Raw genomic sequence first — 22656 nt, 5'->3', positions numbered from 1 at the left:
CAATAGAGCGCGCGGAGTCCTTCGTCATAATCGGGATTCTTAAGCAGGTGCCCACGCGACCCGTCAGGGATCGTCACGATCGGACGGAGCAGATCAACCTCGCGCGATCCGCGAGGGACCTTGTCCGCTCGGCGTAGAGGCCGGACTTGATCTCGCCCACATAGGTGATCTCTTGACCGGCGACGCGTTCACCAGTGAAGTCCGAGCCGATGAACGCCGCGCCGCCCAGAGGGGAATCCGAGGCGTGCCAGCACTCGTCATTGACGGAGCTCCGCCAGTATCGGCCGTTCAGGAACCTGCCGCTCTGGCAAGCCTCCTAGAACGCGCAGCACGCCTCTGAGCTTGGATCCACGGCTCCAGTTCTCGTGTTCGTTGCTGGGTCTGATTCCGGGGTTGAGGAACCTGCGGACAGCCATTGGCGGTACCCGTGAGTAACTTAGCTGGACGCTTCGGCGGGGGTTGATACCGGGGGGAACGGCGAGGTGGATGAAGACCTGGCTGGGGCCCGTTAGTGGCTGCGTTTGGGCGGGCCGAGGATGGCGGTGATCTCGGCAACGGCTTCGCTGCCTGGGCGGGTGTAGCGCATGGCGGTGCGCGGGTTCTTGTGCCGTGTCTTGGCCATGATGAGCTGCAGCGGCACCTTGGCCTCGCCGAGATGGGTGGCGGCTGAATGCCGGAGCTGGTGAGGATCCAGGCCGAGGTGTTTGTCCATGAGAACGCGGAGGCGGTCGTAGCCGAGACGGGGACGGCCGGTGTGCGGGCAAATGTGCTCGGGCCCGGGCCGCCTGGCGGGAACGGGGCTACGGTCGGCGAGGAAGAGCGGCCCTCGAGTACGGACAGGTCCGTCCGGGTGGCCGTCGGGAAGCCGCAGGAGGCGGGGTAGGAGACGAGCGGTGCCTGCGTCCTAGTAGACCCATTCGGTGTCACCGCCTTTGGAGGTCAGCGGCGCCTTTCGGTTCTCCAGGTCCTGGACGTTGAGGGAGAGGATTTCGGCGGCGCGGGCGGCGCTCTCGTACAACATCCGGTATAGCGTCTTGTCGCGCAGCGGGATGTCTCGGCGTGACAGCAGCCGTTCCAGCTTGGTCTTGGCCACGGATTTGGTGTGGTCGACGTTCTCGCGGCGCCGTTCGGCCTCTGCCGGGACCGACGGGGCCGCCCACCGCTTCTTCGTGGAGCACCACGCCAGCCAAGAGGAGACGGCGGCCCGGTTGCGGTTCCACGTCGCCGGCGCGCACCCACCCCATAGGGAGGCGAGGGCGTCGCCGATCTCGGCGTCGGCGACCTCGCTTAGGCGGCGGGAGCCGCCGCCGATGTGCGCGATGGTCCGGTCGATCGCCGAGGTGTAGGCGCGGTGGGTGTTGGGGTTGGCGGCCCGGTGTGTGCCGAGGAACTCGTCGGCAGCCTCGACGAGGGTGACGCCGCTGCCGCGCAGCGCGGTGACCTTCCGGCTGGCGGCCGCGCTCACCGGTCGCTACCCGACGCGGGCGCGATGTACCGGATAACGTGCCCGAGTCGCGCATCGGCCGCCGAGACGGATCCCCAGCTCGACCGTGATCGTTCGGCGCTGATGTACGTGATAATAGCCAATTATCACGTACATCAGCGTGGCCGTCATCAGACGCTGCGGGCGGCGATGGGGACCAGGAAACTGATTAAGGGTCAGCGGGCAAACGTGACACCCGCATCCCATCCACAGCTCGAAGCCGGCAACCCAGTGGGCGGTGTTCCGCCGCCGGTCATCCGGCGACAGTGAGCACGATCTTTCCGGTGGTTCGGTTGGTCTCGCCGAGCTCATGTGCCTTGGCCGCCTGCTCGAACGGCAGGACGGTGTCGACCTCGACACCCAGCCGTCCCGCCTCGACCAGCTCGGCGATCGTCGCCATCGCGGCGTTGTCCGGCTCGACGAGGACGAAGCCCGCCCAGATGCCGCGCTCCCCGGCCTGGCGAAGGAGGTCCTCGTCAGGCTCCGGGTTGAGCTGGGCAAGAGTGCCGCCGTTCCGCAACGTCTGCAGGGAACGCGCCCCGTAGTCGCCGCCGATGCTGTCGATGACCAGGTCAACGTCGCGGACCGTCTCGGCGAAGTCCTCCTCGGTGTAGTCGATCACCTCGTCGGCGCCCAGCGCATGTACGAAGGCGTGCTTGGACCCACGAGCGGTACCGATCACGTACGCGCCGAGATGCTTGGCGAGCTGCACGGCCAGGTGGCCGACCCCGCCGGCCGCGGCATGGATCAACACGCGCTGGCCCGGCTGCACGTTCGCGGTGTCGTGCAGGACCTGCCACGCGGTGAGCGCCGCCAGCGGCAGCGCCGCGGCGTGCACGTGGTCGAGGCCAACCGGTTTACGGGTGAAGTGCCGCGACGGGGCGGTCACGTACTCCGCGTAGCCGCCCGCCTTGTGCGGGAAGCGGGGCATGCCGAAGACCTCGTCACCCGGCCGGAAGCGGGTGACTCCGAGGCCCACGGCCTCGACCACCCCGGACACGTCCCAGCCGAGGATGGCGGGCGGGTCGCCCAGCAGCCTGCCGACCGTCCGTGACTTCCAGTCCGTGGGGTTGACGCCGGCCGCGTGCACCCGCACCAGGACCTCCGTCGGCATCGGCTCAGGACGGTCAACCTCGGCCAGTGTCAGCACCTCGGGGCCGCCCGCGGACTCCTGAATGATCGCGCGCATCCGCGCCGTCGTCGTGTCTTCGCTCATGGGAGAACCGTAGTGAAAGCGGGAATGAGTGCGCAGCCCATCGTTGGGTTCTTGGACTCTTCTCGCAGGTCAGAGTAAGATGATCTTTCTCAGGCATGTAATGCATGTTGATTGGTGCGAGGAGCCAGACGCTCCCGTGGGCATTTCGCGATCTCGGGCGCATTGACCCTTTTCGGAAGGGATCGACTGAGTCGCGTCAGCCGTTCGACGGCGCGCTCTTCAGCCAGCGCTGCTCGTGGTCATCCCTGGCTACCTTCACCGCAGCCGCCCGGTCATGTCGCCGACCAGGGCGCACAGAAGCTCATCGATCACGCCCTGCCCTGTCGCTGCCCTTCGGCGAGTGCGCCCGCCCGCAGGAGCGGATCGCGGTCCGCATCCCGCCCGGTGACGGGTCGGTCAGCCGGTGAAGGGTTCCAGTGCGAAGCGGCCGATCGCCACGAAGGCGGCCAGGGCAAGGTAGCTCCCGTCCACCAGCGCGGCTTTGGTCTCGCCACGGCGGATCCGCATGATCACGGCGCCGGTCATGAGCAGCGTCAGGCCGCTGGCCGCCAGCGGTACCAGTACCGGCGCGATGCCGAGCAAGGCGGGCAGGATCAGGCCCACGGCACCGAGGACCTCGAGCGCTCCGATGGCCTTAAGGGTGCCGGGCTTGAAGTCGAGGACCCAGCGCGCGGCGTTGGCCATCTGGGCCATCTTCTCCCGTGGCACGAACAGCTTCCCGAAGCCGGAGAACAGGTAGAGGGCGGTCAGCAGGCCGGTGATGATCCACAGTGCGATGTTCATGAGTCTTCTCTTTGGCAGAGTGTCTGGGGGTGGCGGCCGCGGGGCGGACCCGGGGTCCCGGGTCCGCCTGAGAGCCTGAGGGGGAATGTCCGCGTCAGATGAACTGCTGTCCGGGCTGGTAGTCGCCGCCGGGCGTCCGGGTGATCACGTTCAGCCGGTTGAAGGCGTTGATCGTGCAGATCAGGGCCACCAGAGCCATCATCTGATCCTCGTCGAAGTGCTTCGCCGCGTTCGCCCACGCCTCATCGGTGACGCCGCTGGAGTCGGCGAGGCGGGTGCCCTGATCGGTGAGTTCCAGCGCCGCCCGCTCCGCCTCGGTGTAGACGGTCGTCTCCCGCCATGCCCCGACCAGGTTGATCCGCACCATGCTCTCGCCGGCGGCCGCGGCGTCCTTGGTGTGCATGTCGAGGCAGCCGCCGCAGCCGTTGATCTGGCTGGCGCGGATCTTCACCAGCTCCTGCACCGCCTTCGGCAGTGCCGAGTCGGTGATGACCTTGTTCGACGAGATGATGTACTTGGCCCACTTCGACCCGACCTCGTTGACCATGGGGTTGATCCGGGTTTCCATCTCAATCTCCTTCGTCTTCGGATACTTGCACCACTACGACGAAGCACCCCACCAAGACGTAACAACCCCATGCGGCAGACGTGCGCTACTCGGGTCGCGCGGGCAGATTCATGGCGTCGAGGAGCTTGCGGTCGCTCACGGTCAGGAGCTCGACGATCCGGCCGTCGACCACGGTGCACCCCACCACGCCGAGCACCTTGCCTTTCGCACCCCAGACCACGAACCCGGGCTCGCCGTTGACCAGAACCGCCAGCGCCGAGGTCATCGACCGCATGCCGCGCAGGACCGGACCGGCCACCTCGGCCGCCCCGACCGTGGTCAGCACGCCCTGCGGGTGGTACGTGCGCCAGGTCACCTGCGGATCGAGCAGCCGTACGAGCCCTTCGAAGTCCCCGTTCCGAGCCGCGGCAAGAAATGCGTCGACCACGGCGCGCTGCCGCCGCGGCTCCTCCTCCGGCCGCGACGTGCCCTGCACCTTCCGGCGGGCCCGGCTGGCGAGCATCTTGGTCGCGTCGGCGGACCGGCCGATGATCTCGCCGATCTCGGCGAAGGGCACCGCGAACATGTCATGCAGGACGAACGCCAGCCGCTCGGTAGGCGTGAGGGCGTCGAGCACCACCAGCAGTGCCAGCCCGACCGACTCGGCGAGCACCGCATCCTCCTCGGGCGCCGCCCCGCCGTCCACCGTCACCACCAGCTCGGGCAGCCAGTCGTCGTACGACAGCTGGGCCCGGTTCTTACGCGAGCGCAGCACGTCGATGCAGACCCGGCCGACCACCGTGGTCAGCCAGCCGGCCAGGTTGTCGATCCCGGCCGCGTCCTGCCGCGCCAGCCGCATCCACGCCTCCTGCACCGCATCCTCGGCGTCCACCCGCGACCCCAGCATCCGGTAGGCGACCGCCACCAGGCGCTCGCGCTGCTGTTCGAAGGCTCCCGCCAGTGCTTCGTGAGGACCTGATCCGGCCATGTTGTTACCTTCCTCGCGCGAATTCCGTCATGGTCATGACGCGACCGAAGGTGCCGAGGTAACCGTTCGGCGTGCGTCTGATGGGAGACCGCAATGTCACAGGGATCGGGTCGCCGGCGTCTCATGGTCGTCAGGACGCCGCGCAAACGATCCACGCGCCTCGTGGAACTTACCGCTGACCTCGAATCCACCGGACGGCTGGTCGAGTGACGCGATCGTCACCGACCGGCCCCCGGCTCAAAGAAACCAAGAAACTAAAGGAGATCCCCACCATGATCCTGGTAACCGGTGCCACCGGAAACGTCGGTTCCCACGTCGTCCGCCAACTCCTGGAGGAGGGTGAGAAGGTCCGCGTCATGACCCGCAACCCCAGCGGCCATGCGTTCCCTGACCAGGTCCAGGTCGTGACCGGCGACCTGACCCAGCCGGAAACGCTGTCTGAGGCACTGTCCGGCATCGAGCGGGCCTTCCTGTTCCCCGTTTTCCAGGGGATCGACGGATTCCTCGACGTGGCCAAGCGAGCCGGCCTGCGGCATGTCGTGATGCTGTCCTCGGTGTCCGTCACGTGGCCCGAGCCCGGCTGGGTCGGCGAGGTGCACCTGCGGCTCGAACGATCCGTCGAAGCGTCCGGGTTGGCGTGGACCTTCGTGCGGCCCGACGGGCTCACGACCAACGACCTGGTCTGGGCGCCCCAGATCATCGAGGGCGATGTCGTACGCGGACGCTACGGCGACGCCGAGACGGCCCCGATCGACCCGCGCGACATCGCCGCGGTCGCCGTCCGCAGCCTCCTCGATGGGCGTGCCGGCGAGGGGTACTCGGTGACCGGACCGCAGTCGCTGACCCAGATCGACCGCGTGCGCGTCATCGCGGAGACCATCGGGCGGCCGTTGCGGTGGGAAGAGCAGTCCGAGGACTGGTTCCGGGACGAGATGGCCCGCGCCGGCATGCCTGCCCCGGGGATCGACGATTACGTCAACTTGCTCACAGCGAGAGTCGGCAAGCCCACGGAGGTCCTGCCGACGGTCGAACAGGTCACCGGCCGAGCGCCCTTCACCTACGCACAGTGGGTCGCCGACCACGCCGACGCCTTCGGCGCGGCGTCGGCCTGACGGATAGGCGGCACCTGCCGGCCTCCGCGCACGTCCCGAGGACGAGCTCGACGATGACGACCCCCACCTCCTGCTCGCCTTTGTCCAGCTCGTCGACGACGTGTCGAAGGCCGGGTGCCTGTCCTCGCCCTCTGAAAGACCGGCAGAGGGCCGCAATCGCGCAGCCAGGCCGCCCGCCGCGGACGATTCGCCGGATCCGGGAGGGGTGACAGCCGCCGCAAAGCCAAAGCTCTACACGCCCTCTTCCTCCACCGTGCCCTCGCCGTCGGGCAGGTCGGGGATCTCGCCGAGCTGGCGCAGGCCTTCGGCCGGGGCGGAGGAGGCGATGGCGTAGCGGCCCAGGACGTTGACGTGGGCGTGGCCGAGCGGGCTGAGCCGGGCGGCGTCCTCATCCTTGACCGGCACGCTCTGGGCCCGCAGTTGGTCGACGGCGGCCGACAAATACCTCGATTCCACAGCGTGACCGCGTTGACGACCAGGCCGAGCGCGGCGAGTTGATCCTCCTGGCCCTCCCGATAAGCCTTCCGGATCTGCCCGCTCGCGCCGTGGCAGATCTTGCGGGCCAGCCGGTGCCGGGACTCTTGCACGGTGAGCTGTTTGTTCAGCTTGCGCCGGTAGGTGTCGTCGATCGGGTCCAGGATGGACAGCAGGTGCAGGGTCTTGTCGATGCGGCCGTATTCGGCGAACGCCTGCCCCAGCGGGGTCGGGCGCCCGGTGCGGGCGAACATGCGCAGCAGGTCGTAGGCGCGGACCTGGTTGGTGACCAGCGATCCGGCGACCCGGGTCATGTCCGACCAATGTGTAGCGATTTTCTGCCGGTTGATCTTGTTGCGGGCGATCGCGTCCAGCGGTCCGTACGTCGGCGTGCTCCCGTCGGGCGGATCGGCCCGCCAGAACCGCTGGTTGCCCAGGTCGGCGAAGCGCGGCGCGAACCGGTAGCCGAGCATGGAGAAGATCCTGAACACCATGTCCGACTCGGAGGCCTGGTCGGTGGTGACGACCTCGGGCTGGGGTCCGGCGTCGATGTTGATCAGGGTGTCGAGGATGTACAGGGAGTCGCGCGGCGTGCCCGGCACGACCATCTGCCCGATCCCCATCACTTGATCATTCAATGCCGCGTAGTTAAGGATCTTGCTGGTCTGTCAAGGTCCGGGATGAGATCTTGTAGGTTGCGGGGCCGGTCTTGGTGAGGAGTCCTTGGCTGGCCCATTTCGCCATCCGGGTACAGAAGGCGTCGAGGGGTTTCTTGCCGCTGATCCCAAGAGTTCGGGCGAGATCGCGGGCGCGCCAGGAGTGTTCTGGTGTGGCCTGCATGATGGCCAGGACGATCGTGGGGCCCGGAGGATAGGTGGCGGGGGTGTCGTCATCGTGTGGCTGGGCTGGGGCGCCTTGGCCGATGATGATGATCGCGATGTTGGTGATGTTCGTGCTGGCCAGGGGGCGGTTTCCGCCGTTCCAGGTGTGGTAGCGGGAGATACCGGATTTGACGGTGCGAGCGCTGAAGCGTGGCCGGCGGGGTGGGAGCAGGCTGGTCAGGACGGCGGTGGTGATCCGTCCAGTGTCGGGGGTGGGCAGGACGCCGGCGGCTGCGGTGACAGTGTCGCGGGCGGCGGCCAGTGCGGTGGTGAAGGAGGCCCGGTCGGGGTCGGTGCCCGGCATGCTCTCGACCGCGGTGACCATGGCGTGGCGCAGGGCCTGGTAGAGGGCCAGCAGTGCCCACATCTCCTGCTCGATCCCGGCGGGGTCCTTGGAGCGCAGGACTCGCCCGTGCAGGAGGGTGTGGCGCAGCGCGTAGTAGGCCGATTCGATCTCCCAGCGTTCGTGATACAAGGCCACGAGCGTCGCGGCGGGGTCGGTGTGTGGGTCGGTCAGGGTGGTCAGGAGCCGGTAGGTGCTGGTCACGACGGTGCCGTCCGCGCCGGTCACAGTGATGTCGGCTTCGATCGCCCGCAGCTTCAGGCCGGCGATCCGGGTCAGGTAGGAGCCGTCGCGCAGCCGGGCCAGAACCGGCGGCCGCCGGTCGGTCCTGCCCCGGACCAGGAATTGCGCACCGGTCTGGGTCACCGCTTCCAACAGGTCGTTGCCATCGAGACCGCGGTCGGCCAGCAGCAGCATGTCCGGGCCGAGCAGCGGCGCCAATCTCATCGCGTAAGCACGCTCACCCGTCGCCGAGGGGCCGAAGATCGCCCCGAGCAGCCCTCGGGTGCCGGTCTCGGCGAGCGTCATCAGCATCAAGGACGGATACCCGGCCACCCCGAACCTCGCCTTGAGCCTGCCGAACCAGCCACGATTGGCCTCCCGGTCGGGGACCCGCAAGGACGCGCACCCGTCGAAGGCCACCGTCCGCCACCGCCGATACCGCACCCCAGGTGTGGACGGTCGCGCCAGCGGGACGGCCAACACCTCGAACAAGGCCTTCAATGGGGCCGCTCCGATCCGGCGGCGCAGATCCCGCAACGCTTTCTCCGACGGGGCCGGAACCGGCAACCCAGCCAGGCCCGCGACCAGCTTCTGCCACACCAGCGCGGCGCCCATCTGCTCGAACAGCCCCAACGCCAGCATGAAGTAGACACCCACCCGCGACGGCAGCGACCGCAGCCGCCGCTCGGTCGTCCCGGTTTCCTCCAGTACGGCATCGACCAGCTCGAACGGCACCACCTGCGTCAACTCGCCCAGATGCCCCGGCGCGAAAACACCGCCGGCAACCTGGACCCTCCGCACAACCTCGACAACTACAGACCTGGCAGACTTGGGCAGCAACGAGACCTCGGCTCCGGGACGGATCTTTGGACGGACCACCCCGGCATAGCAGAGGTCTCGTCCCATACCCGGCCCCGACGCACTGTGCCGACGATCACACCCTCAGCCCCTTGAAGAACCCCGAACATCCTTAACTTCGCGGCATTGCTTGATCATTGACCGCGTTGAGGAGCGTCAGGCCGCGTTTGTAGCCGAAGTACTTCGGGGAGGGCGCGGCGTTGATCGTCTGGACCGGGACGACGAAGCGCAGCCCGTCGACCGAGGCCAGCAGCCCGCCGCCCCACAGCTTCACGATCGGCACGCCGCGCTGGGCCTTGATGAGGGTCGCGTTGGCGGCGGCGTGGGTTTCGGCGCGCACGTAGTTCTGGTCGACGTGCGAGAGCCGGCCGCGGGTCAGCGCCTCGTCCCCGTCCTTGATCACCGGGGCGAGGCCGACGTTGCCGGCCTCGCTGATCAGCAGAGCCGCCAGCGATCGCGGCCGGTCGTGCATGCGCGTGGAGATGTCGGCCAGATGCGTGTAGGCGTCCAGGAAACCGGTCCAGGAGTGCACCTCCAGCAGCAGCTCGGGCAGGTCGATGCGCGGCAGCATCGCCTGGCAGGCGCCGCGCAGCCACTTCAGCGACGGGCTCTCGCCGAGCGCGCCGAGCTTTTCCACCGACAACCGGGCGTGCCCGTCGGCCGGGGTGACCACCCGTACCAGGGCGTCGTCACCGGCCTCGGCCAGGCGGCCGGCCATCTGCTTCCACGCCGCGTCCAGCGCCAGCAGCTTGGCGTCCAGGTGCGCCTCGACCGGGTCGGTCAGCGACAGCGAGGCCAGCACGTCCTCGCTGATCGCCTCCCACGCAGCGCCGTCCAGCAGATGGGCGCGCGGGTCGGCCCAGCGCAGCGACGGCGCGGCGAACACGTCCCGCACCTGGAGCGCCCGAAAGGCCTTCGGGAGGATCGGACCGGATTTTGGCGCTACAGAGTCGATCTCGACGACGATTCGGTGACGACGGCTGTTTGCCCTGGTGCAGCGCCCTAACGTGCCTGCTCATGCCTGTGGATTTCCTCTCGAATGAGCAAGTGGCCCGCTATCGACGGTTCCGGCCCGAGGTGTCGGTGGCCGAGCTCGAGCAGTTCTTCCGGCTGGATTCCCGAGCGCTGGAGGCACTGGCGAGCAAGCGCCGTCCGGCGACGAAGCTCGGGTGGGCGCTGCAGTGGGGCACCGTGCGGATGCTCGGCACCTTCCTGGCCGAAGACCCTCTCGACGTGCCCAGGGACGTGTTGGAGTTCGTGGCCGAGCAGCTCGACATCGATCCCACCTGCGGGCCGGAGTACCTGACCCGGCCGAAGACCGCCTACGAGCACGCCTGGGAGATCCGGGGCCTGCTGGAGCTGTCGGAGTTCTCCAAACGCGAGCAGGAGGTCCGCGACTACCTGGCCGCGCGGGTGTGGTCGACGATCGAGGGGCCGCGGGCGTTGTTCGACCGGGCCGTGGTGCACATGCTGCGCGAGGGCATTCTGCTGCCCGCGGGGATCACCACGCTGACCCGGCTGATCAGTGAAGTGCGTCGGGCTGAGCACGCCCGGTTGTATCGCACGCTGGCTGAGCGCGCCGGCCCGGAGCTGCGGGCGAGGCTGGCCGATCTGCTGCAGGTGCCCGCCGATCGGCGAGTGTCGGAGCTGGAACGGCTACGTACCGCGCCGACGCGGGCCTCGGGGCGGGTGATGGTGGCGGAGTTGCATCGGGTGGCCGAGATCGTCGGCTTGGGCGCCGGGGCAGTGCGGGTGGACCCGGTGCCGGCGGTGCAACTGTCGGCGCTGGCCCGCTACGGGCTGGCCTCCAAGGCTCCGACGCTGCGAGATCTGGAAGGCGATCGGCAGGCGGCCACGCTGCTGGCCACCGTGCGGCACCTGGAGACCTCGTCCGTCGATGACGCCCTGGACGTGCTGGACCTGCTCATTACCTCCAACCTGCTGGCCCGGGCCGAGCGGGCGGGCAAGGCCGAGCAACTGCGCACCTTCCCGAAGCTGCGCAAGGCGGCGCGCACGATGGCCTCGGCGGTGGAGGTGCTGATGTCGGCGCCGGAGGCGACCGAGGATCGGCTGGTGTCGCTGGTGGAGGTGTGGAAGGCGATCGAGGAGGTGGTGCCGCGCGAGAAGCTGGCCTCGGCGGTGGAGACGGTCGCGGCGTTCGTGCCTACGACTGACGATGACGCAGCCGCCGAATGGCGAGCCGAGCTGGTCAAGCGCTACCGCACCGTGCAGGGCTTCATCGAGCTGCTGCTGGAGGTGATCCGCTTCCGCGCGGTCGAGGCCGGCAGCGCGGTACTGGCGATGGTGCGCACCGCCGCGGCTATGGCCAAGAGCCGCCGCCGCTACGCGCCGAGCGATATCGCAGCGCACGAGGAGTTGATCACCTGGTCGTGGCGGCCGCTGGTCTACCGCAACCCGGATCTGCCGGAGGGGCAGATCGACAAGGCCGCGTTCGTGCTGTGCGCGGTTATGCACCTGCATCATGGGCTGCGCTGGCGCGATGTGTTCGCCGAAGGCTCCGATCGGTGGAGTGATCCGCGGGCCCGGCTGCTGGACGGGGCGGCGTGGCAGCAGGCGCGGCTGCGCATCCTCACCTCGCTGGAGCTGGAGGTCGAACCGGCCGGGCATCTGGCCGAGCTCGCCGGCGCGCTGGAGGGCGCGTATGCCCGGGTGCTGAACGGGCTCGGCGCCAACACCGCGGTGCAGTTCGTCGGCGGCCGACTGCAGCTGGAGAAGCTCGGCGCGGCCGAGGAGCCGCCGCTGATGAAGGAGCTGCGGAGCCTGGTCGACGGCATGCTGCCCCGGCTGGACTTTCCCGAGCTGTTGCTGGAGGTGTTCGACCGCACCGGCCTGCCGGGCGACTTCACCCACATCTCCGGCGCTGATGCGTCGATGGAGGACTTCGGGGTGAGCCTGGCCGCGCTGATCGTGGCCGAGGCGTGCAACGTCGGCCTGGTCCCGATCGAGAAACCGAATGTACCCGCGCTGACGAGGGCCCGGCTGCTCCAGGTCGACCAGGGCTACCTGCGCGGCGAGACGATCGCGGCGGCCAACGCCCGCCTGATCGCCGCCCAGGCCGAACTCGACATCGTCGCCTGCTGGGGCGGCGGGCACATCGCCTCTGCCGACGGGTTGCGCTTCGTGGTGCCGGTGCAGAACCTGCACACCGGCCACAACCCCGTCTACTTCGGCCGTCAGCGCGGCGCGACCTGGCTGAACGTGGTCAACGACCAGGTGATGGGCATCGGCGGGCTGGTGGTGCCCGGCACGCTGCGCGACTCGCTGTTCATCCTGGACGCCATCCACAACCTCGACGGCGGGCCCAGACCGGAGACGGTGGTTACCGACACCGCCAGCTATTCCGACATCGTCTCGGGCCTGTTCGCGATCTGCGGCTACCAGTTCTCCCCGCGCATCGCCGACCTGGCCGACACCCGGCTGTGGCGCACCAACACCCGCGCCGTCTACGGGCCGCTGGAGCACATGTCCCGCCACACCGTGCGGCTGGACAAGATCCGCGCGCACTGGGGCGACATGCTGCGGGTGGCCGGCTCGCTGACGATGGGCACGGTGCGCGCCTACGACCTGATCCGGATGCTGTCGGCCGACGGCCGCACCACCGGTCTGGGCGAGGCATTCGCGCACTACGGCCGCATCTTCAAGACGCTGCACCTGCTGCAGTTCATCGCCGACGAAGGCTACCGCCGCATGATCGGCACCCAGCTCAACGTCCAGGAAGCGCGCCACCGTCTCGCCCGGAAGATCGCCTTCGGCAACCGGGGCCAGCTGCGCCAGCGCTACCGTGAGGGCCTTGAGGATCAGCTGGGCAGTCTGGGTCTGGCGTTGAACGCGGTCATCTGGTGGAACAGCCTGTATCTGGACGCGGCCATCAAGCACCTGCGTGAGCAGGGGTTCCCGGTCACTGACGAGATGTGCGCGCGGCTGTCGCCGATCCAGTACGACCACATCAACTTCCTGGGCCGCTACGCCTTCTCCCGCGCCGATGTGGCCGGAGGCCTGCGCCCCTTCCACGACGGCGCTCACGAGCCGAGCTGACCCGGGTCGGCATCGACGTGCGGGGCGGCTTGGACCCGCGGTGGGCGTCACCCGGCCCGGTCAGTCGTGTCTGGGGATGCCGGAGACCTCGTGGTCGGCGTGGAAGAGCGCCTCGCCGATCAGGGCGCGGACGTGGGCGTCGCGGGCTCGGTAGAGCACGCGGCGGCCGTCGCGCCGGGTCTGTACGAGACCGGCGAGGCGGAGTTTGGCCAGGTGCTGGGAGACCGATGGCCGGGCGACGTCGATGGCGGCCGACAGGCTGCTGACGTCGTACTCGCCGCTGGACAGCAGCCACATCAGCCGTAGCCGGGTGGCGTCGCTGAGCATCCGGAAGGCGTCGACGGCCGTGTCGACCTGCGCGCTTGTCGGTTGCTGTTGCGGCTGTGACGCACCTGATTGATTGTCGCGTGCATACATGACTACATATAATCCCGGCAATTGGGTCAATTGCAAGCGAGAGGTACGCGATGGCTGAGGTTGGTCCCCCGCAGCACGGACATGGTCACGGGCATGGGCACGGTCACGGGCATGGGCACGAACAGGTCAGGGGCAGGCGGTTGCTGTCGAAGCTTCGCCATGTCATCACTCCGCACAGTCATGACAGCGCGGACAAGACCGACACCGCGCTGGAGTCCAGCAGCCGGGGCATGCGCGTGCTGGCCATCTCGTTCGCGGTGCTGATCGTCACCGCGCTGGTGCAGTCGGTGATCGTTGCGGTGTCGGGGTCGGTGGCGTTGATGGGTGACACGCTGCACAACTTCGCCGACGCGCTGACCGCAGTGCCGCTGGCGATCGCCTTCTCGCTGGGCCGGCGGGCGGCCACGCGGCGCTTCACCTACGGCTACGGCAGGGCGGAGGATCTGGCCGGGGTCGTCATCGTGCTGCTGATCGGGGTGTCGGCGGCGCTGGCCGGTTATGAGGCGGTCAAGCGCCTGATCGACCCGGGCGACATGCAGGCGCTGGGCCTGGTGGCCGCCGCCGGCGTGGTCGGGTTCCTGGGCAACGAGTGGGTCGCCCGTTACCGGATCAGGGTGGGCCGGGAGATCGGCTCGGCGGCGCTGGTGGCCGACGGTCTGCACGCCCGCACCGACGGCTTCACCTCGCTGGCGGTGCTGCTGGGGGCCGGTGGAGCGGCGCTCGGGTTCCCGCTGGCCGATCCCATCGTGGGCTTGCTGATCACCGTGGCGATCTGCTTCGTGCTGCGCGACGCCGCCCGCGAGATCTACCACCGGCTGATGGACGCGGTCGACCCCAAGCTGATCAGCCAGGCGGAGGCGATCCTGGCGGCGGTGCCCGGTGTGGAGCGGGTCGGGGCGGTACGGCTGCGCTGGGTCGGTCACGCGCTGCGGGCCGAGGTCGAGATCGGCGTACGGCATGACGCCTCGCTCATCGAGGCGCACGGCGTGGCGGTCGAGGCCGAGCACCGGCTGATCCACGAGTTGCCGCGGCTTCGTGCGGCGACGGTGCACGCCGACCCGGACGGCCCGGCCGAGACCGATCATCACGCTGTTCTTCTCGCGCACCGGTAATGCCGGATAAGGGCTGTTTTGTCGGTGGCTTGTGCCAGGATGACGCGCTGGCGATTCGGGGGGCGGCGCGTGCCTGAGCTGGCCGCGGTGGCGCTGGCCTTGTTCGGGGTCACGGCGCTGATCTCACGGTGGGCGGGGGCGTTCCTGCTCGATCGGTTCCCGCCGCGCACGGTGCTGGCCGCCGGGCTGGTGGCGACCAGCCTGTCGCTGGCCGCCCTCGCCCTGGCTCACGGCCAGGTGCAGGTGCTGGTGGCGATCGCGGTGGTGGGGCTGGCCTTCGAGGTGTACGAGCCGGCGTCGCAGGAGTTGCTGGCCCGGGCCAGTACGGGAGAGCGGCGGCATCACACGTACGCAGTGATGGGTGTGGCGCTGTCGGCGGCCGGGGCGGCTGCGGGGCTCCTGGCGGCGGTGCTGCTGCCGCTCGGCGTGCGCTGGCTGGTGGCCGCCGACGCGCTCACCTGCCTGGTGGCGGCGGTCGTCGCGGTGACGTTCCTGCCCCGTGAGCTCGGCGGAGGCGGTGGCCGCAGACAGCGGGCGGGAGCGGGTGGGCGGTGGCGGGCCGCCGGCGGCGCTGATGCGGCTTACCGTGGCGGGCACCGCGTTCGCGGTCGGCTCCCTGGCCGTGATGATGTACCTGCCGCTGGCGCTGCTGGAGCGGGGCGCGCCCGCGTGGCTGCCGGGGCTGGCGCTCGCGGGCGCGGCCCTGCTGGCGCCGGTGGCCTTGTGGCCGTCCCGGCGGCTGCTGGCCGGGCGGTCGCATGCGGTGATCCCTCGGTGTGACGTGCCGCGGTTGATGTCGCTGTCCCTGCCGTGCTTCTGTCGTGGTCGTTCGGCAGCTGGTTGATGGCCTGGTGGGCATTATGACGACCGTCGCCCTGGGCCCGAAGTTCTCGATGGCCCGGGGCAATGGCCGGTACGTCGCTCACAGCCGAATGCAGGTTGACTCCGCAGGTGATGTCCCCTCGGGGCCGGCCGGTGACGAGTACGGCGAAGATCAGGAGGGTGATGACGCCGAGCGCGGTCAGCAGGAGCAGCCAGGCCCGGCGTTCGATGCAGGGCCGGGAGCTGAGGCGCCAAGTCCCGTGCCTGGACTCGCTGTTGCGGTTCGCCTTCATCAGCAGACCGCCGTCAACATCAGCATGGGCTGAGCGGTGGGACGACGTCGAGCTCCAGGCGGCGGTTGCCCGGCCTTGCCGTAGGCTGCGGCGCGGTGATGCGCTTGATGGTGCGACCTCGCGAGGCTGTCAAAGAGATGGTCACGGGCGGGTGTTGGTACCGGCTGGTGGTGGCGGAGGGGGGTCGCCAGCGGGCAGGCCAGATTTATGGCAGACCTTCCCTTTCATGACCGGGCGGACTTCGAGGCCGCCGACCGCGGGTTCGTGGCCGCGCTGAGTCCCGCGGTGGTCAGGGCCGACGGCCGTGTCGTGTGGGACACCGACTCCTACGGCTTCCTGGCGCAGGAGTGCCCGGACACCGCGCATCCCAGCCTGTGGCGACAGGGGCAGTTGTGCGTCAAGCAGGGCCTGTACGAGGTGACCGACGGTATTTATCAGGTTCGTGGCCTGGATCTGTCGAACATGACCTTGGTCGAGGGCAAGCAGGGTGTCATCGTGGTCGACCCGCTGCTGTCGGTCGAATGCGCCGCGGCCGGGCTGAAGCTCTATCGCGAGCGGCGGGGGGACCGGCCGGTCACCGCGGTCATCTACACCCACTCCCACGCCGACCACTTCGGCGGGGTGCGCGGCGTCACCGACGGCAGCGTGCCTATCCTGGCCCCCTCGGGGTTCATGCACCACGCGGTGTCGGAAAACGTCTACGCCGGCACCGCGATGAACCGCCGCGCCACCTACATGTACGGTCCTGCACTGCCCCGCTCGCCCGAAGGGCAGATCGGGACCGGGCTCGGGATGACCACCTCGACCGGCACCATCTCGCTCATCCCGCCGAGCAAGGACATCACCCACACCGGGCAGGAGGAGACGCTCGACGGGGTACGGATCGTCTTCCAGCTCACCCCGGGTACCGAGGCGCCGGCGGAGATGAACTTCCTCATCCCCGCCTGGCGGGCGTTGTGCATGGCCGAGAACGCCACGCACAACCAGCACAACATCCTCACGCTGCGCGGTGCTCTGGTCCGTGACACGCGCGTCTGGGCGCGCTATCTGACCGAGGCGATCGCCTTGTTCGCCGACCAGGCCGACGTGGTGTTCGCCTCGCACCACTGGCCTACGTGGGGCAAGGAGAATATCGTCCGCTTCCTGTCGCAGCAGCGGGACATGTACGCCTACATGCACGACCAGACGCTGCGGATGTTGAACAAGGGCATGACGGGCACCGAGATCGCCGAGGCCATGCGGATGCCGCCCGCGCTGGAGCAGGCCTGGCACACCCACGGCTACTACGGTTCGGTCAGCCACAACGTCAAGGCCATCTACCAGCGCTATCTGGGTTGGTTCGACGGCAACCCTGCCCACCTGTGGGAGCATCCGCCCATCGAGCAGGCACGCCGCTACGTCGAGTGCATGGGCGGACGCGAGGGCGTCCTCGCCTTCGCCCGCCGCTACATCGACGACGGCGACCTGCGGTTCGCCGCCTCGCTGCTCAACCACGCCGTCTTCGCCGATGAACACGACCGGCAGGCCCGCGAGATGCTCGCCGAGGTGTACACCCGGCTCGGCCAGGGTGCCGAGAACGGAACCTGGCGCAACTTCTATCTGGTCGGCGCGCTGGAGCTGACCGGTGACGTAGTGCCGGCCAACCTCGACACCACCTCGCCGGAGATGATCGCGGCCCTGACCGTCGAGCAGGTCTTCGACTCCCTGGCCATCCGCGTCGACGGTCCCAAGGCATGGGACGAGCGTCTGGTCATCGACTGGCGGCTGACGGATCTGAACCAGCGCCACCGCACCGCGCTGTCCAACGGCGCGCTCATCCACCAGGCCGACCCGCCGCCGCAGCCAGTGGACCTGACGCTCACGCTCACCAAGCAGCAACTGCTCGGCCTGCTCACCGGCCAGCCGGCCGACGGCATCGAGCACGAGGGCGACATGAACGTCCTGAACCGCCTGACCGCCGTCCTGGAGGACCCGGATCCCGCGTTCGCGATCGTGACGCCGTAATGCCTAGGCGAGCAGGCCGCGCAGGCCCTTGGCGAGGAACAGCAGGGCGAACACCAGGATCAACAGCAGGGTGAGGGCGCCGTTGTGCTGGATCAGCCAGCCGCGCATGCGCTGGAGCCGCTCGTCGCCGCCCGAGGTGAGCGCGGTGGCGTAGGGGGCGAGCACGCCGATGCTGCCGATGACGACGAACACGGCCGCCAGGATGAGCTGCCGGCCGGCGGTCAGAGGCTCATGGGCGGCGGCGATGGCGCCGCCGGCCAGGGAGGCGAGGTTGACCGGGTTGGCCACGATGAGCAGGGCCGCCACACCGATGATCTTCGGGGTGGTCATCGTGTCCATGGCGGCGATCCAGCGGGGCACCTCAGGGGCCTTGCCCTGCCTGCGGCGGGCGGCCCGGCGGATACCGGCGAACGCCATCGCCAGCAGGAGCACGCCGATGGCCAGGTCGAGCCAGGTGAGCCAGGTGGCCTTGGCGTGTCCGGTGACGCCCGCGGCGCCCAGCAGCATGATGAGAACGATCAGCACGACCCAGCTCATGATCAGCCAGGTCACCTCGAACAGCAGCGCCTTGGGTCGGCCGTTCGCGCTGATCAGCAGGGCGATGACGGCCACGGCCGGGAACGGTGAGACGATCAGGCCCAGCGTGTAGGGCAGCATGTCGGCGAACGCCTTACCCATGGTCACTCTCCCGGTAGGCGGCAGCCGCCGCCTCGTTGGAGTCGTAGTAGGTGAGCCCGGCCAGGCCGTAGCGGGCCAGGAGCCGGCGAAGCGAGCCGGTGGCGCGGGAGACGGCAAAGGTGACGCCGCGTTCGCGCAGCATGTCGGCGGTCTCGCGCAGCGCCTGGGCGCCGGTGGTGTCGACGTCGGTGATGGCCTCGGCGTCCAGGACGATCCACCGGGCGCCCTGGTCGGCGAGATGGGTGATCTCGGTCTTGAAGGTGTCGGTGTTGGCGAAGAAGAGCTGGCTTTCGAACCGGTAGACGGTCAGCGGGCCGGCCTCCTGGCCGCGTACGTACCGGCCGTGCTCGCCCGGTCGCAGGGTGGCGGTGCCGGGGCGGGAGGCGCGCCGGACGACGTCCACGGCTGAGAGCAGGAAGGCGATGATGACGGCGGAGAGCGAGCCGAGCACCGGGACGCCGAGCAGGCAGACCACGGCGATCCAGAACTCCGAGCGGCGCAGCCGCCACAGCTCGGCCAGTTTGCGTGCGTCGATGAGCCGGACGACCGCGACGGCGACGATGCCGGCCAGTGCGGTGTTGGGCAGGTAGGCGAGCAACCCGGAGAAGAACGCGACCAGGACGGCGACCACGATCGCGCAGACGACGCTGGGGATCTGGGAGCGGGAACCGGTGGCGTCCATAGCGGCGGTGCGCGAGGCGCTGGAGCCGATGGTCATCGACTGGGTGAACCCTGCGGCGGCGTTGGCCAGGCCGAAGGCGCGCAGCTCGGTGTTGGCGTCGATCCGGTAGTGGTGCTGTTCGGCGTAGCGGCGGGCGGTGAGCAGCCCGTCGGCCAGGGTGACGGCGCAGATGGCGATGGCGCCCGGGATGAGCGCGGCCCACTGGCCGAGCGTGATCTGCGGCCAGTGCGGGACCGGCAGTCCGGAGGGGACATGGCCGAGCACCGACACGCCGCGGGAGTCCAGCCCGGCCCAGGCGACGGCCACGGTGGCGGCCACCAGCGCGACCAGCGGCCCCGGCAACGCCGGTAGGAACCTCCGCAGTGCGACGATCACCAGCATGGTGGCGACCCCGACGACGACGCTCCACAGGTGCGCCTGCGGAATCTTGGTGATGATCTCCCACAGTTCCGGGAAGAACCGCTCGGCGGTGACGTGGATGCCGAGGATTTTCTCGACCTGGCTGATGAGGATCTCCACAGCCAGCCCGGCGATGAACCCGACCAACACCGGCTCGGACAGGAAACTCGCCAGGAAACCCAGCTTGAAGGCGTAGAAGAGCAGGAACACCGCCGCGCAGACGAGCGCCTGGGCGTAGGCCAGCTCGACGTACTGCGGACTGCCGGGCTTGGCGGCGATCGCGACCAGCAGCGAGGCGATCAGCGCGGCGATGGGCGCGTCCGGGCTGGCCACCAGCTGGCGCGAGGAACACACCAGCGCGAACACCAGCATCGGCACGATCGCCGCGTACAGGCCGACAATCGGCGGCAATCCGGCGATCTGTGCGTAGCCGATGTTGAGCGGGATGGCCAGCGCCGCCAACGTGACCCCGGCGGTGATCTCCTTAGGCCAGTTCAGCGGGCCTCGCATGCCCGCGGCGAACCAGGTCACGACACCAGCCCGCCCAGTCGCTCACCGAGCAGGACCAGCAGCACGACCATCACCACCATGACCGAGACCAGGCCGATCACCACGGACAACGACAAAGGCAGCAACCCCCACGAACCCCACACCCCAATGGTCACTGACGTACCCCATTTGACCTGGGATGATGCTTGACGATCTCGCAGGCTTCCCCTGGCCCGGGCGTGGCTACGAAACAGGGGTCGGCCACGTGAGGGGGGAGGCCGCGGATGCGCTGGTCCGCTGTCCCCGGATGGGCGGAGCTACGCGGCTACCAGCACGCGTGGCTGCGCCCGGACCTGCTCGCGGCGCTGTCGCTGTGGGCGGTGCTGGTGCCGCAGGCGTTCGCCTACGCGCAACTGGCCGGGCTGCCCGCGGCATCGGGCCTGTACACGGCGCTCGGCGCGATGATCGGCTACGCGATCTTCGGCGGGACCCGCCTGCTGAACGTCGGCCCCGAATCGTCGGTCGCGATCGTCGTCGCCGGCACGCTGGCCACCATCCAGGGCCGCCCACCCGCCGTGGCCGCGCTGCTCGCCCTGCTGATCGCCGCCTTCCTGCTCATCGGGTACGTGGCCCGTGCCGGCGTGCTGATGCGGCTGCTGTCCACCCCTGTGCTGACCGGCTACCTGGCAGGCTCGGGCGTGGTGATCATCGTCAGTCAGCTGGGCAAGGTCACCGGCATCGAAGCCAGCGGCAGCTCACTTGCCAAGGCCAGCGCCGTGCTGAGCGCCCTCGCAGATCTGAACGTGTGGGCCCTGGGGTGCGCGGCCGTGACCGCCGCGGCGGTGCTGCTGATCGGCTACTACGCCGCGAACCTGCCGGGCCCGCTGATCGCCCTGGCCGTGGCGACCGCGGTGGTCGCACTGGCCGGGCTGGACGACCGGCTGGAGGTCCTCGGCCCCGCCGAGCGCGGCCTGCCCCTACCGACCCTGCCCTGGACCGGCCTGGCCGACCCGCTGGCCGACACGGTGCACCTGCTCGGCCCCGCCCTGAGCATCGCCTTGCTGGTGTATGCGAGCAGCGTGCTGACCGCCCGCGCCATGGCGGCCAAACAGGGCAAGGACGCCGACCCGCAGCAGGAGTTCCTCGGCCTGGCCGCGGCCAACGCCGCCGCCGGGCTGCTGGGCGGCTTCCCCGCCAACGGCAGCGACTCGCGCAGCGCCCTGCTGGCCGGCTCAGGGGCGCGGACCCGGCTGGCGGGGCTGGGCGCGGCGGCGGCCGTGGCGGGCACCTTGCTGGCGCTGATGCCGTTGATCCGCACCATGCCCCAGGCCGCACTCGGCGCGGTCATCATCCTCACCGCCGCCCGCCTGGTGGACCTGCCGGCCCTGCGCAGGTTGTGGCGCATCCACCGCACCGACTTCGTGCTCGCGGCCATCACCGCCCTCGGCGTGCTCACCCTGGGCGTGCTCCAGGGCATCGTCGCCGGCGTGCTTGTCTCCCTGCTGGAGGTGCTGCGCCGCGCGGTGATGCCCTACACCGCCGTCCTCGGCCGCACCGGGGAGAACCGCGCGTACCGCGACGTCGCCCACCATCGCGACGCCGAGACGCTGCCCGGGCTCGTCGTCTACCGCTTCGACGCGCCGCTGTTCTTCGCCAACGCCGATGTCCTGCGCACCGAGTTGCGCCGTCTGATCACCGACGCCGAGCCGCCGGTGCGGCAGATCATCATCGACGCCGAAGCCGTCTACGACATGGACACCACCGGAGCCGAGACGCTGCATCGCGTCATCGACGACTGCGACCGGGTCGGCGTGCGCCTGGCGCTCGCCCGCACCCGCACCCCGGTACGGAAGCTCATACAAGCCACCGGCCTGGACGAACGCATCCGGCTCTACCCCCGGGTGGCCGACGCCGTCACCGCCTACCGCGCCGACCATCCCAGCCTGGAGCCGGCGGCGCGGCCAGCGCGTCCACACCGCCGCAGCCTCCTCGACCGGCTGCGCACCCTGCTCACCGGGCCGCGATCAGGTGCCTCATAATCGCCGCTGCAACCCGGTCAACCGGCATCCGACCCTGTCGTGAGGTTCCCTCGCCCTCACCAGGTCACCGGCCTGATCTACACCCACGTCCACACCGACCACGTCGGGGGCGCGCGGCGTCATCGAAGCGACGGACCCCCGTGCGACAACCGCAGCCTCCTACCCGGCCGGCTCGCGCAGCTTCGCGATGGAGCTGCTGGCCGCCGGCACCTGATCGGCCTCGATGCGGGCTCGCCGCATGGACACCAGCCGCCGGCAGCGCCACCTCACAGCGATGGCCGTCGTCCAGCGCGGCACGCTCACGCGTGAGGCGAGGGTCCGGGCCGCGGCCAGGGTGCTGCGGACGGTGACGGTGTCCAGGCGACCTGCGGGCCGGCTGATGGGGGTCCAGGCCACCGCCAGCATGCCGCCCAGCAGGCCCCAGATCATGCCGAGCAGGAAACCGCCCAGATTGGAGTAGACGAAGGACGCCAGGGACACCAGCACCGCGATCAGGCCGAGGAACACCCGCTGGCCGGGCTGCAACCAGATGAGCACCCCGGCGATGATCAAGGCGAGGGCGATGAGATAACCGGCCCCCACCGTGCCGAACAGGACGGCCACAGGCAGCGCGTCGATCGCTAGCGGGATCGACAGCAGCTCCAGCCCCGCCGCCACGATGAACAGCCCGCCCCAGAACGGCCGGGAACGCCGCCACGACTTCATGATTCCGCGCCTCCATCAACGGCCGCGGCGGACCGCTGTGATCGTGTGCCCTT

The 22656-nt window shown here is 69.5% G+C and carries 20 protein-coding genes and 3 pseudogenes; 9 read left to right on the top strand and 14 right to left on the bottom strand.

What is annotated here, in order from left to right:
- The first annotated feature begins 106 nt into the window (after positions 1 to 106).
- Entirely contained in the window at positions 107 to 340 is a 234-nt protein-coding gene (locus ACTWPV_RS19335) for a DsbA family protein (RefSeq protein WP_443152862.1), read from the top strand.
- Between the two features lie 168 nt (positions 341 to 508).
- Here ACTWPV_RS19335 and ACTWPV_RS19330 read toward each other — a convergent pair whose 3' ends face one another.
- The 6 genes from ACTWPV_RS19330 to ACTWPV_RS19305 form a co-directional block, all read right to left on the bottom strand.
- Positions 509 to 712 (bottom strand): tyrosine-type recombinase/integrase, encoded by a 204-nt coding sequence (locus ACTWPV_RS19330; RefSeq protein WP_443152839.1) that lies wholly within the window; start codon positions 710 to 712, stop codon positions 509 to 511.
- A 192-nt stretch (positions 713 to 904) separates the two neighbouring features.
- Positions 905 to 1465, bottom strand: coding sequence for a hypothetical protein (locus ACTWPV_RS19325; RefSeq protein WP_443152838.1), 561 nt, complete (start codon positions 1463 to 1465; stop codon positions 905 to 907).
- 271 nt (positions 1466 to 1736) lie between these two features.
- The gene (locus ACTWPV_RS19320) at positions 1737 to 2699 is read right to left on the bottom strand and encodes an NADP-dependent oxidoreductase (RefSeq protein WP_443152837.1); all 963 of its coding nucleotides are present in this window, start codon (positions 2697 to 2699) and stop codon (positions 1737 to 1739) included.
- Between the two features lie 396 nt (positions 2700 to 3095).
- Positions 3096 to 3482 carry a DoxX family protein gene (locus ACTWPV_RS19315; protein WP_357631771.1) on the bottom strand — a complete coding sequence of 129 codons (387 nt, stop codon included), beginning with the start codon at positions 3480 to 3482 and terminating at the stop codon, positions 3096 to 3098.
- Between the two features lie 94 nt (positions 3483 to 3576).
- On the bottom strand, positions 3577 to 4050 hold the full coding sequence (locus ACTWPV_RS19310; RefSeq protein WP_443152836.1) for a carboxymuconolactone decarboxylase family protein: 474 nt from the start codon (positions 4048 to 4050) through the stop codon (positions 3577 to 3579).
- Between the two features lie 85 nt (positions 4051 to 4135).
- Positions 4136 to 5017 (bottom strand): sigma-70 family RNA polymerase sigma factor, encoded by an 882-nt coding sequence (locus ACTWPV_RS19305; protein ID WP_443152835.1) that lies wholly within the window; start codon positions 5015 to 5017, stop codon positions 4136 to 4138.
- A 272-nt stretch (positions 5018 to 5289) separates the two neighbouring features.
- Between ACTWPV_RS19305 and ACTWPV_RS19300 the strand changes: the two genes are divergently transcribed.
- On the top strand, positions 5290 to 6129 hold the full coding sequence (locus ACTWPV_RS19300) for an NAD(P)H-binding protein (RefSeq protein ID WP_443152834.1): 840 nt from the start codon (positions 5290 to 5292) through the stop codon (positions 6127 to 6129).
- 231 nt (positions 6130 to 6360) lie between these two features.
- Here the strand turns inward: ACTWPV_RS19300 and ACTWPV_RS19295 are convergent.
- The 3 genes and pseudogenes from ACTWPV_RS19295 to ACTWPV_RS19285 form a co-directional block, all read right to left on the bottom strand.
- A pseudogene (locus tag ACTWPV_RS19295) lies at positions 6361 to 7250 on the bottom strand (Tn3 family transposase); the annotation flags it as partial.
- Position 7251: 1 nt separating this feature from the next.
- Positions 7252 to 8955: an IS4 family transposase gene (locus tag ACTWPV_RS19290; protein ID WP_443152833.1), complete on the bottom strand. Its 1704-nt coding sequence runs from the start codon at positions 8953 to 8955 to the stop codon at positions 7252 to 7254.
- A 79-nt stretch (positions 8956 to 9034) separates the two neighbouring features.
- Positions 9035 to 9832 (bottom strand): annotated as a pseudogene (locus tag ACTWPV_RS19285) (Tn3 family transposase); the annotation flags it as partial.
- Between the two features lie 92 nt (positions 9833 to 9924).
- On the opposite strand from ACTWPV_RS19285, the gene ACTWPV_RS19280 reads away from it, so the two are divergent.
- Positions 9925 to 12963, top strand: a complete 3039-nt coding sequence (locus tag ACTWPV_RS19280; protein WP_443152832.1) for a Tn3 family transposase — start codon at positions 9925 to 9927, stop codon at positions 12961 to 12963.
- Positions 12964 to 13023: 60 nt separating this feature from the next.
- On the opposite strand, the gene ACTWPV_RS19275 is transcribed toward ACTWPV_RS19280, so the two are convergent.
- The gene (locus ACTWPV_RS19275) at positions 13024 to 13380 is read right to left on the bottom strand and encodes an ArsR/SmtB family transcription factor (protein ID WP_443152831.1); all 357 of its coding nucleotides are present in this window, start codon (positions 13378 to 13380) and stop codon (positions 13024 to 13026) included.
- Between the two features lie 140 nt (positions 13381 to 13520).
- Here ACTWPV_RS19275 and ACTWPV_RS19270 point away from each other — a divergent pair, with 140 nt between their 5' ends.
- From ACTWPV_RS19270 to ACTWPV_RS19255, 4 genes are all read left to right on the top strand, one after another.
- Positions 13521 to 14492: a cation diffusion facilitator family transporter gene (locus ACTWPV_RS19270; RefSeq protein ID WP_443152830.1), complete on the top strand. Its 972-nt coding sequence runs from the start codon at positions 13521 to 13523 to the stop codon at positions 14490 to 14492.
- 69 nt (positions 14493 to 14561) lie between these two features.
- Entirely contained in the window at positions 14562 to 15272 is a 711-nt protein-coding gene (locus ACTWPV_RS19265) for an MFS transporter (RefSeq protein ID WP_443152829.1), read from the top strand.
- Between the two features lie 41 nt (positions 15273 to 15313).
- Positions 15314 to 15640 carry a hypothetical protein gene (locus ACTWPV_RS19260; RefSeq protein WP_443152828.1) on the top strand — a complete coding sequence of 109 codons (327 nt, stop codon included), beginning with the start codon at positions 15314 to 15316 and terminating at the stop codon, positions 15638 to 15640.
- Between the two features lie 174 nt (positions 15641 to 15814).
- The gene (locus ACTWPV_RS19255; protein WP_443152827.1) at positions 15815 to 17611 is read left to right on the top strand and encodes an alkyl/aryl-sulfatase; all 1797 of its coding nucleotides are present in this window, start codon (positions 15815 to 15817) and stop codon (positions 17609 to 17611) included.
- A gap of 3 nt (positions 17612 to 17614) precedes the next feature.
- Here ACTWPV_RS19255 and ACTWPV_RS19250 read toward each other — a convergent pair whose 3' ends face one another.
- Genes ACTWPV_RS19250 through ACTWPV_RS19240 form a run of 3 tightly spaced genes read right to left on the bottom strand, consistent with a single transcriptional unit; the run spans position 17615 to position 20035 of the window.
- Positions 17615 to 18289 (bottom strand): GAP family protein, encoded by a 675-nt coding sequence (locus ACTWPV_RS19250; protein WP_443152826.1) that lies wholly within the window; start codon positions 18287 to 18289, stop codon positions 17615 to 17617.
- On the bottom strand, positions 18282 to 19901 hold the full coding sequence (locus ACTWPV_RS19245; RefSeq protein ID WP_443152825.1) for a SulP family inorganic anion transporter: 1620 nt from the start codon (positions 19899 to 19901) through the stop codon (positions 18282 to 18284). The genes ACTWPV_RS19250 and ACTWPV_RS19245 overlap by 8 nt, the downstream gene beginning before the upstream one ends.
- The gene (locus tag ACTWPV_RS19240; protein WP_443152824.1) at positions 19898 to 20035 is read right to left on the bottom strand and encodes a hypothetical protein; all 138 of its coding nucleotides are present in this window, start codon (positions 20033 to 20035) and stop codon (positions 19898 to 19900) included. Before ACTWPV_RS19240 ends, ACTWPV_RS19245 begins: the two co-directional genes overlap by 4 nt.
- Before the next feature lie 108 nt (positions 20036 to 20143).
- Between ACTWPV_RS19240 and ACTWPV_RS19235 the strand changes: the two genes are divergently transcribed.
- Together ACTWPV_RS19235 and ACTWPV_RS19230 are read left to right on the top strand one after the other, a co-directional pair.
- Positions 20144 to 21898: a SulP family inorganic anion transporter gene (locus tag ACTWPV_RS19235; RefSeq protein ID WP_443152823.1), complete on the top strand. Its 1755-nt coding sequence runs from the start codon at positions 20144 to 20146 to the stop codon at positions 21896 to 21898.
- Between the two features lie 39 nt (positions 21899 to 21937).
- Positions 21938 to 22012: pseudogene (locus ACTWPV_RS19230) on the top strand (MBL fold metallo-hydrolase); the annotation flags it as partial.
- A 45-nt stretch (positions 22013 to 22057) separates the two neighbouring features.
- Here the strand turns inward: ACTWPV_RS19230 and ACTWPV_RS19225 are convergent.
- A complete protein-coding gene (locus tag ACTWPV_RS19225; RefSeq protein ID WP_443152822.1) occupies positions 22058 to 22603 on the bottom strand; it encodes a DUF6114 domain-containing protein in 546 nt (181 codons plus the stop codon).
- Positions 22604 to 22656: the final 53 nt, after the last annotated feature.

This window comes from Nonomuraea sp. KM88 (genome assembly GCF_052245635.1).
Classification (GTDB): domain Bacteria; phylum Actinomycetota; class Actinomycetes; order Streptosporangiales; family Streptosporangiaceae; genus Nonomuraea.
The sequence above is the reverse complement of the archived record's forward strand: the minus strand, read 5'-3'. Positions and strand labels throughout refer to the sequence as shown.

Bases quoted from the DNA above. Each gene is read 5' to 3' on its own strand.
- ACTWPV_RS19330 (WP_443152839.1), bottom strand. From the start codon at position 712: ATGGACAAACACCTCGGCCTGGATCCTCACCAGCTCCGGCATTCAGCC.
- ACTWPV_RS19320 (WP_443152837.1), bottom strand. From the start codon at position 2,699: ATGAGCGAAGACACGACGACGGCGCGGATGCGCGCGATCATTCAGGAG.
- ACTWPV_RS19315 (WP_357631771.1), bottom strand. From the start codon at position 3,482: ATGAACATCGCACTGTGGATCATCACCGGCCTGCTGACCGCCCTCTAC.
- ACTWPV_RS19310 (WP_443152836.1), bottom strand. From the start codon at position 4,050: ATGGAAACCCGGATCAACCCCATGGTCAACGAGGTCGGGTCGAAGTGG.
- ACTWPV_RS19305 (WP_443152835.1), bottom strand. From the start codon at position 5,017: ATGGCCGGATCAGGTCCTCACGAAGCACTGGCGGGAGCCTTCGAACAG.
- ACTWPV_RS19300 (WP_443152834.1), top strand. From the start codon at position 5,290: ATGATCCTGGTAACCGGTGCCACCGGAAACGTCGGTTCCCACGTCGTC.
- ACTWPV_RS19290 (WP_443152833.1), bottom strand. From the start codon at position 8,955: ATGGGACGAGACCTCTGCTATGCCGGGGTGGTCCGTCCAAAGATCCGT.
- ACTWPV_RS19280 (WP_443152832.1), top strand. From the start codon at position 9,925: ATGCCTGTGGATTTCCTCTCGAATGAGCAAGTGGCCCGCTATCGACGG.
- ACTWPV_RS19275 (WP_443152831.1), bottom strand. From the start codon at position 13,380: ATGTATGCACGCGACAATCAATCAGGTGCGTCACAGCCGCAACAGCAA.
- ACTWPV_RS19255 (WP_443152827.1), top strand. From the start codon at position 15,815: ATGGCAGACCTTCCCTTTCATGACCGGGCGGACTTCGAGGCCGCCGAC.
- ACTWPV_RS19250 (WP_443152826.1), bottom strand. From the start codon at position 18,289: ATGGGTAAGGCGTTCGCCGACATGCTGCCCTACACGCTGGGCCTGATC.
- ACTWPV_RS19235 (WP_443152823.1), top strand. From the start codon at position 20,144: ATGCGCTGGTCCGCTGTCCCCGGATGGGCGGAGCTACGCGGCTACCAG.
- ACTWPV_RS19225 (WP_443152822.1), bottom strand. From the start codon at position 22,603: ATGAAGTCGTGGCGGCGTTCCCGGCCGTTCTGGGGCGGGCTGTTCATC.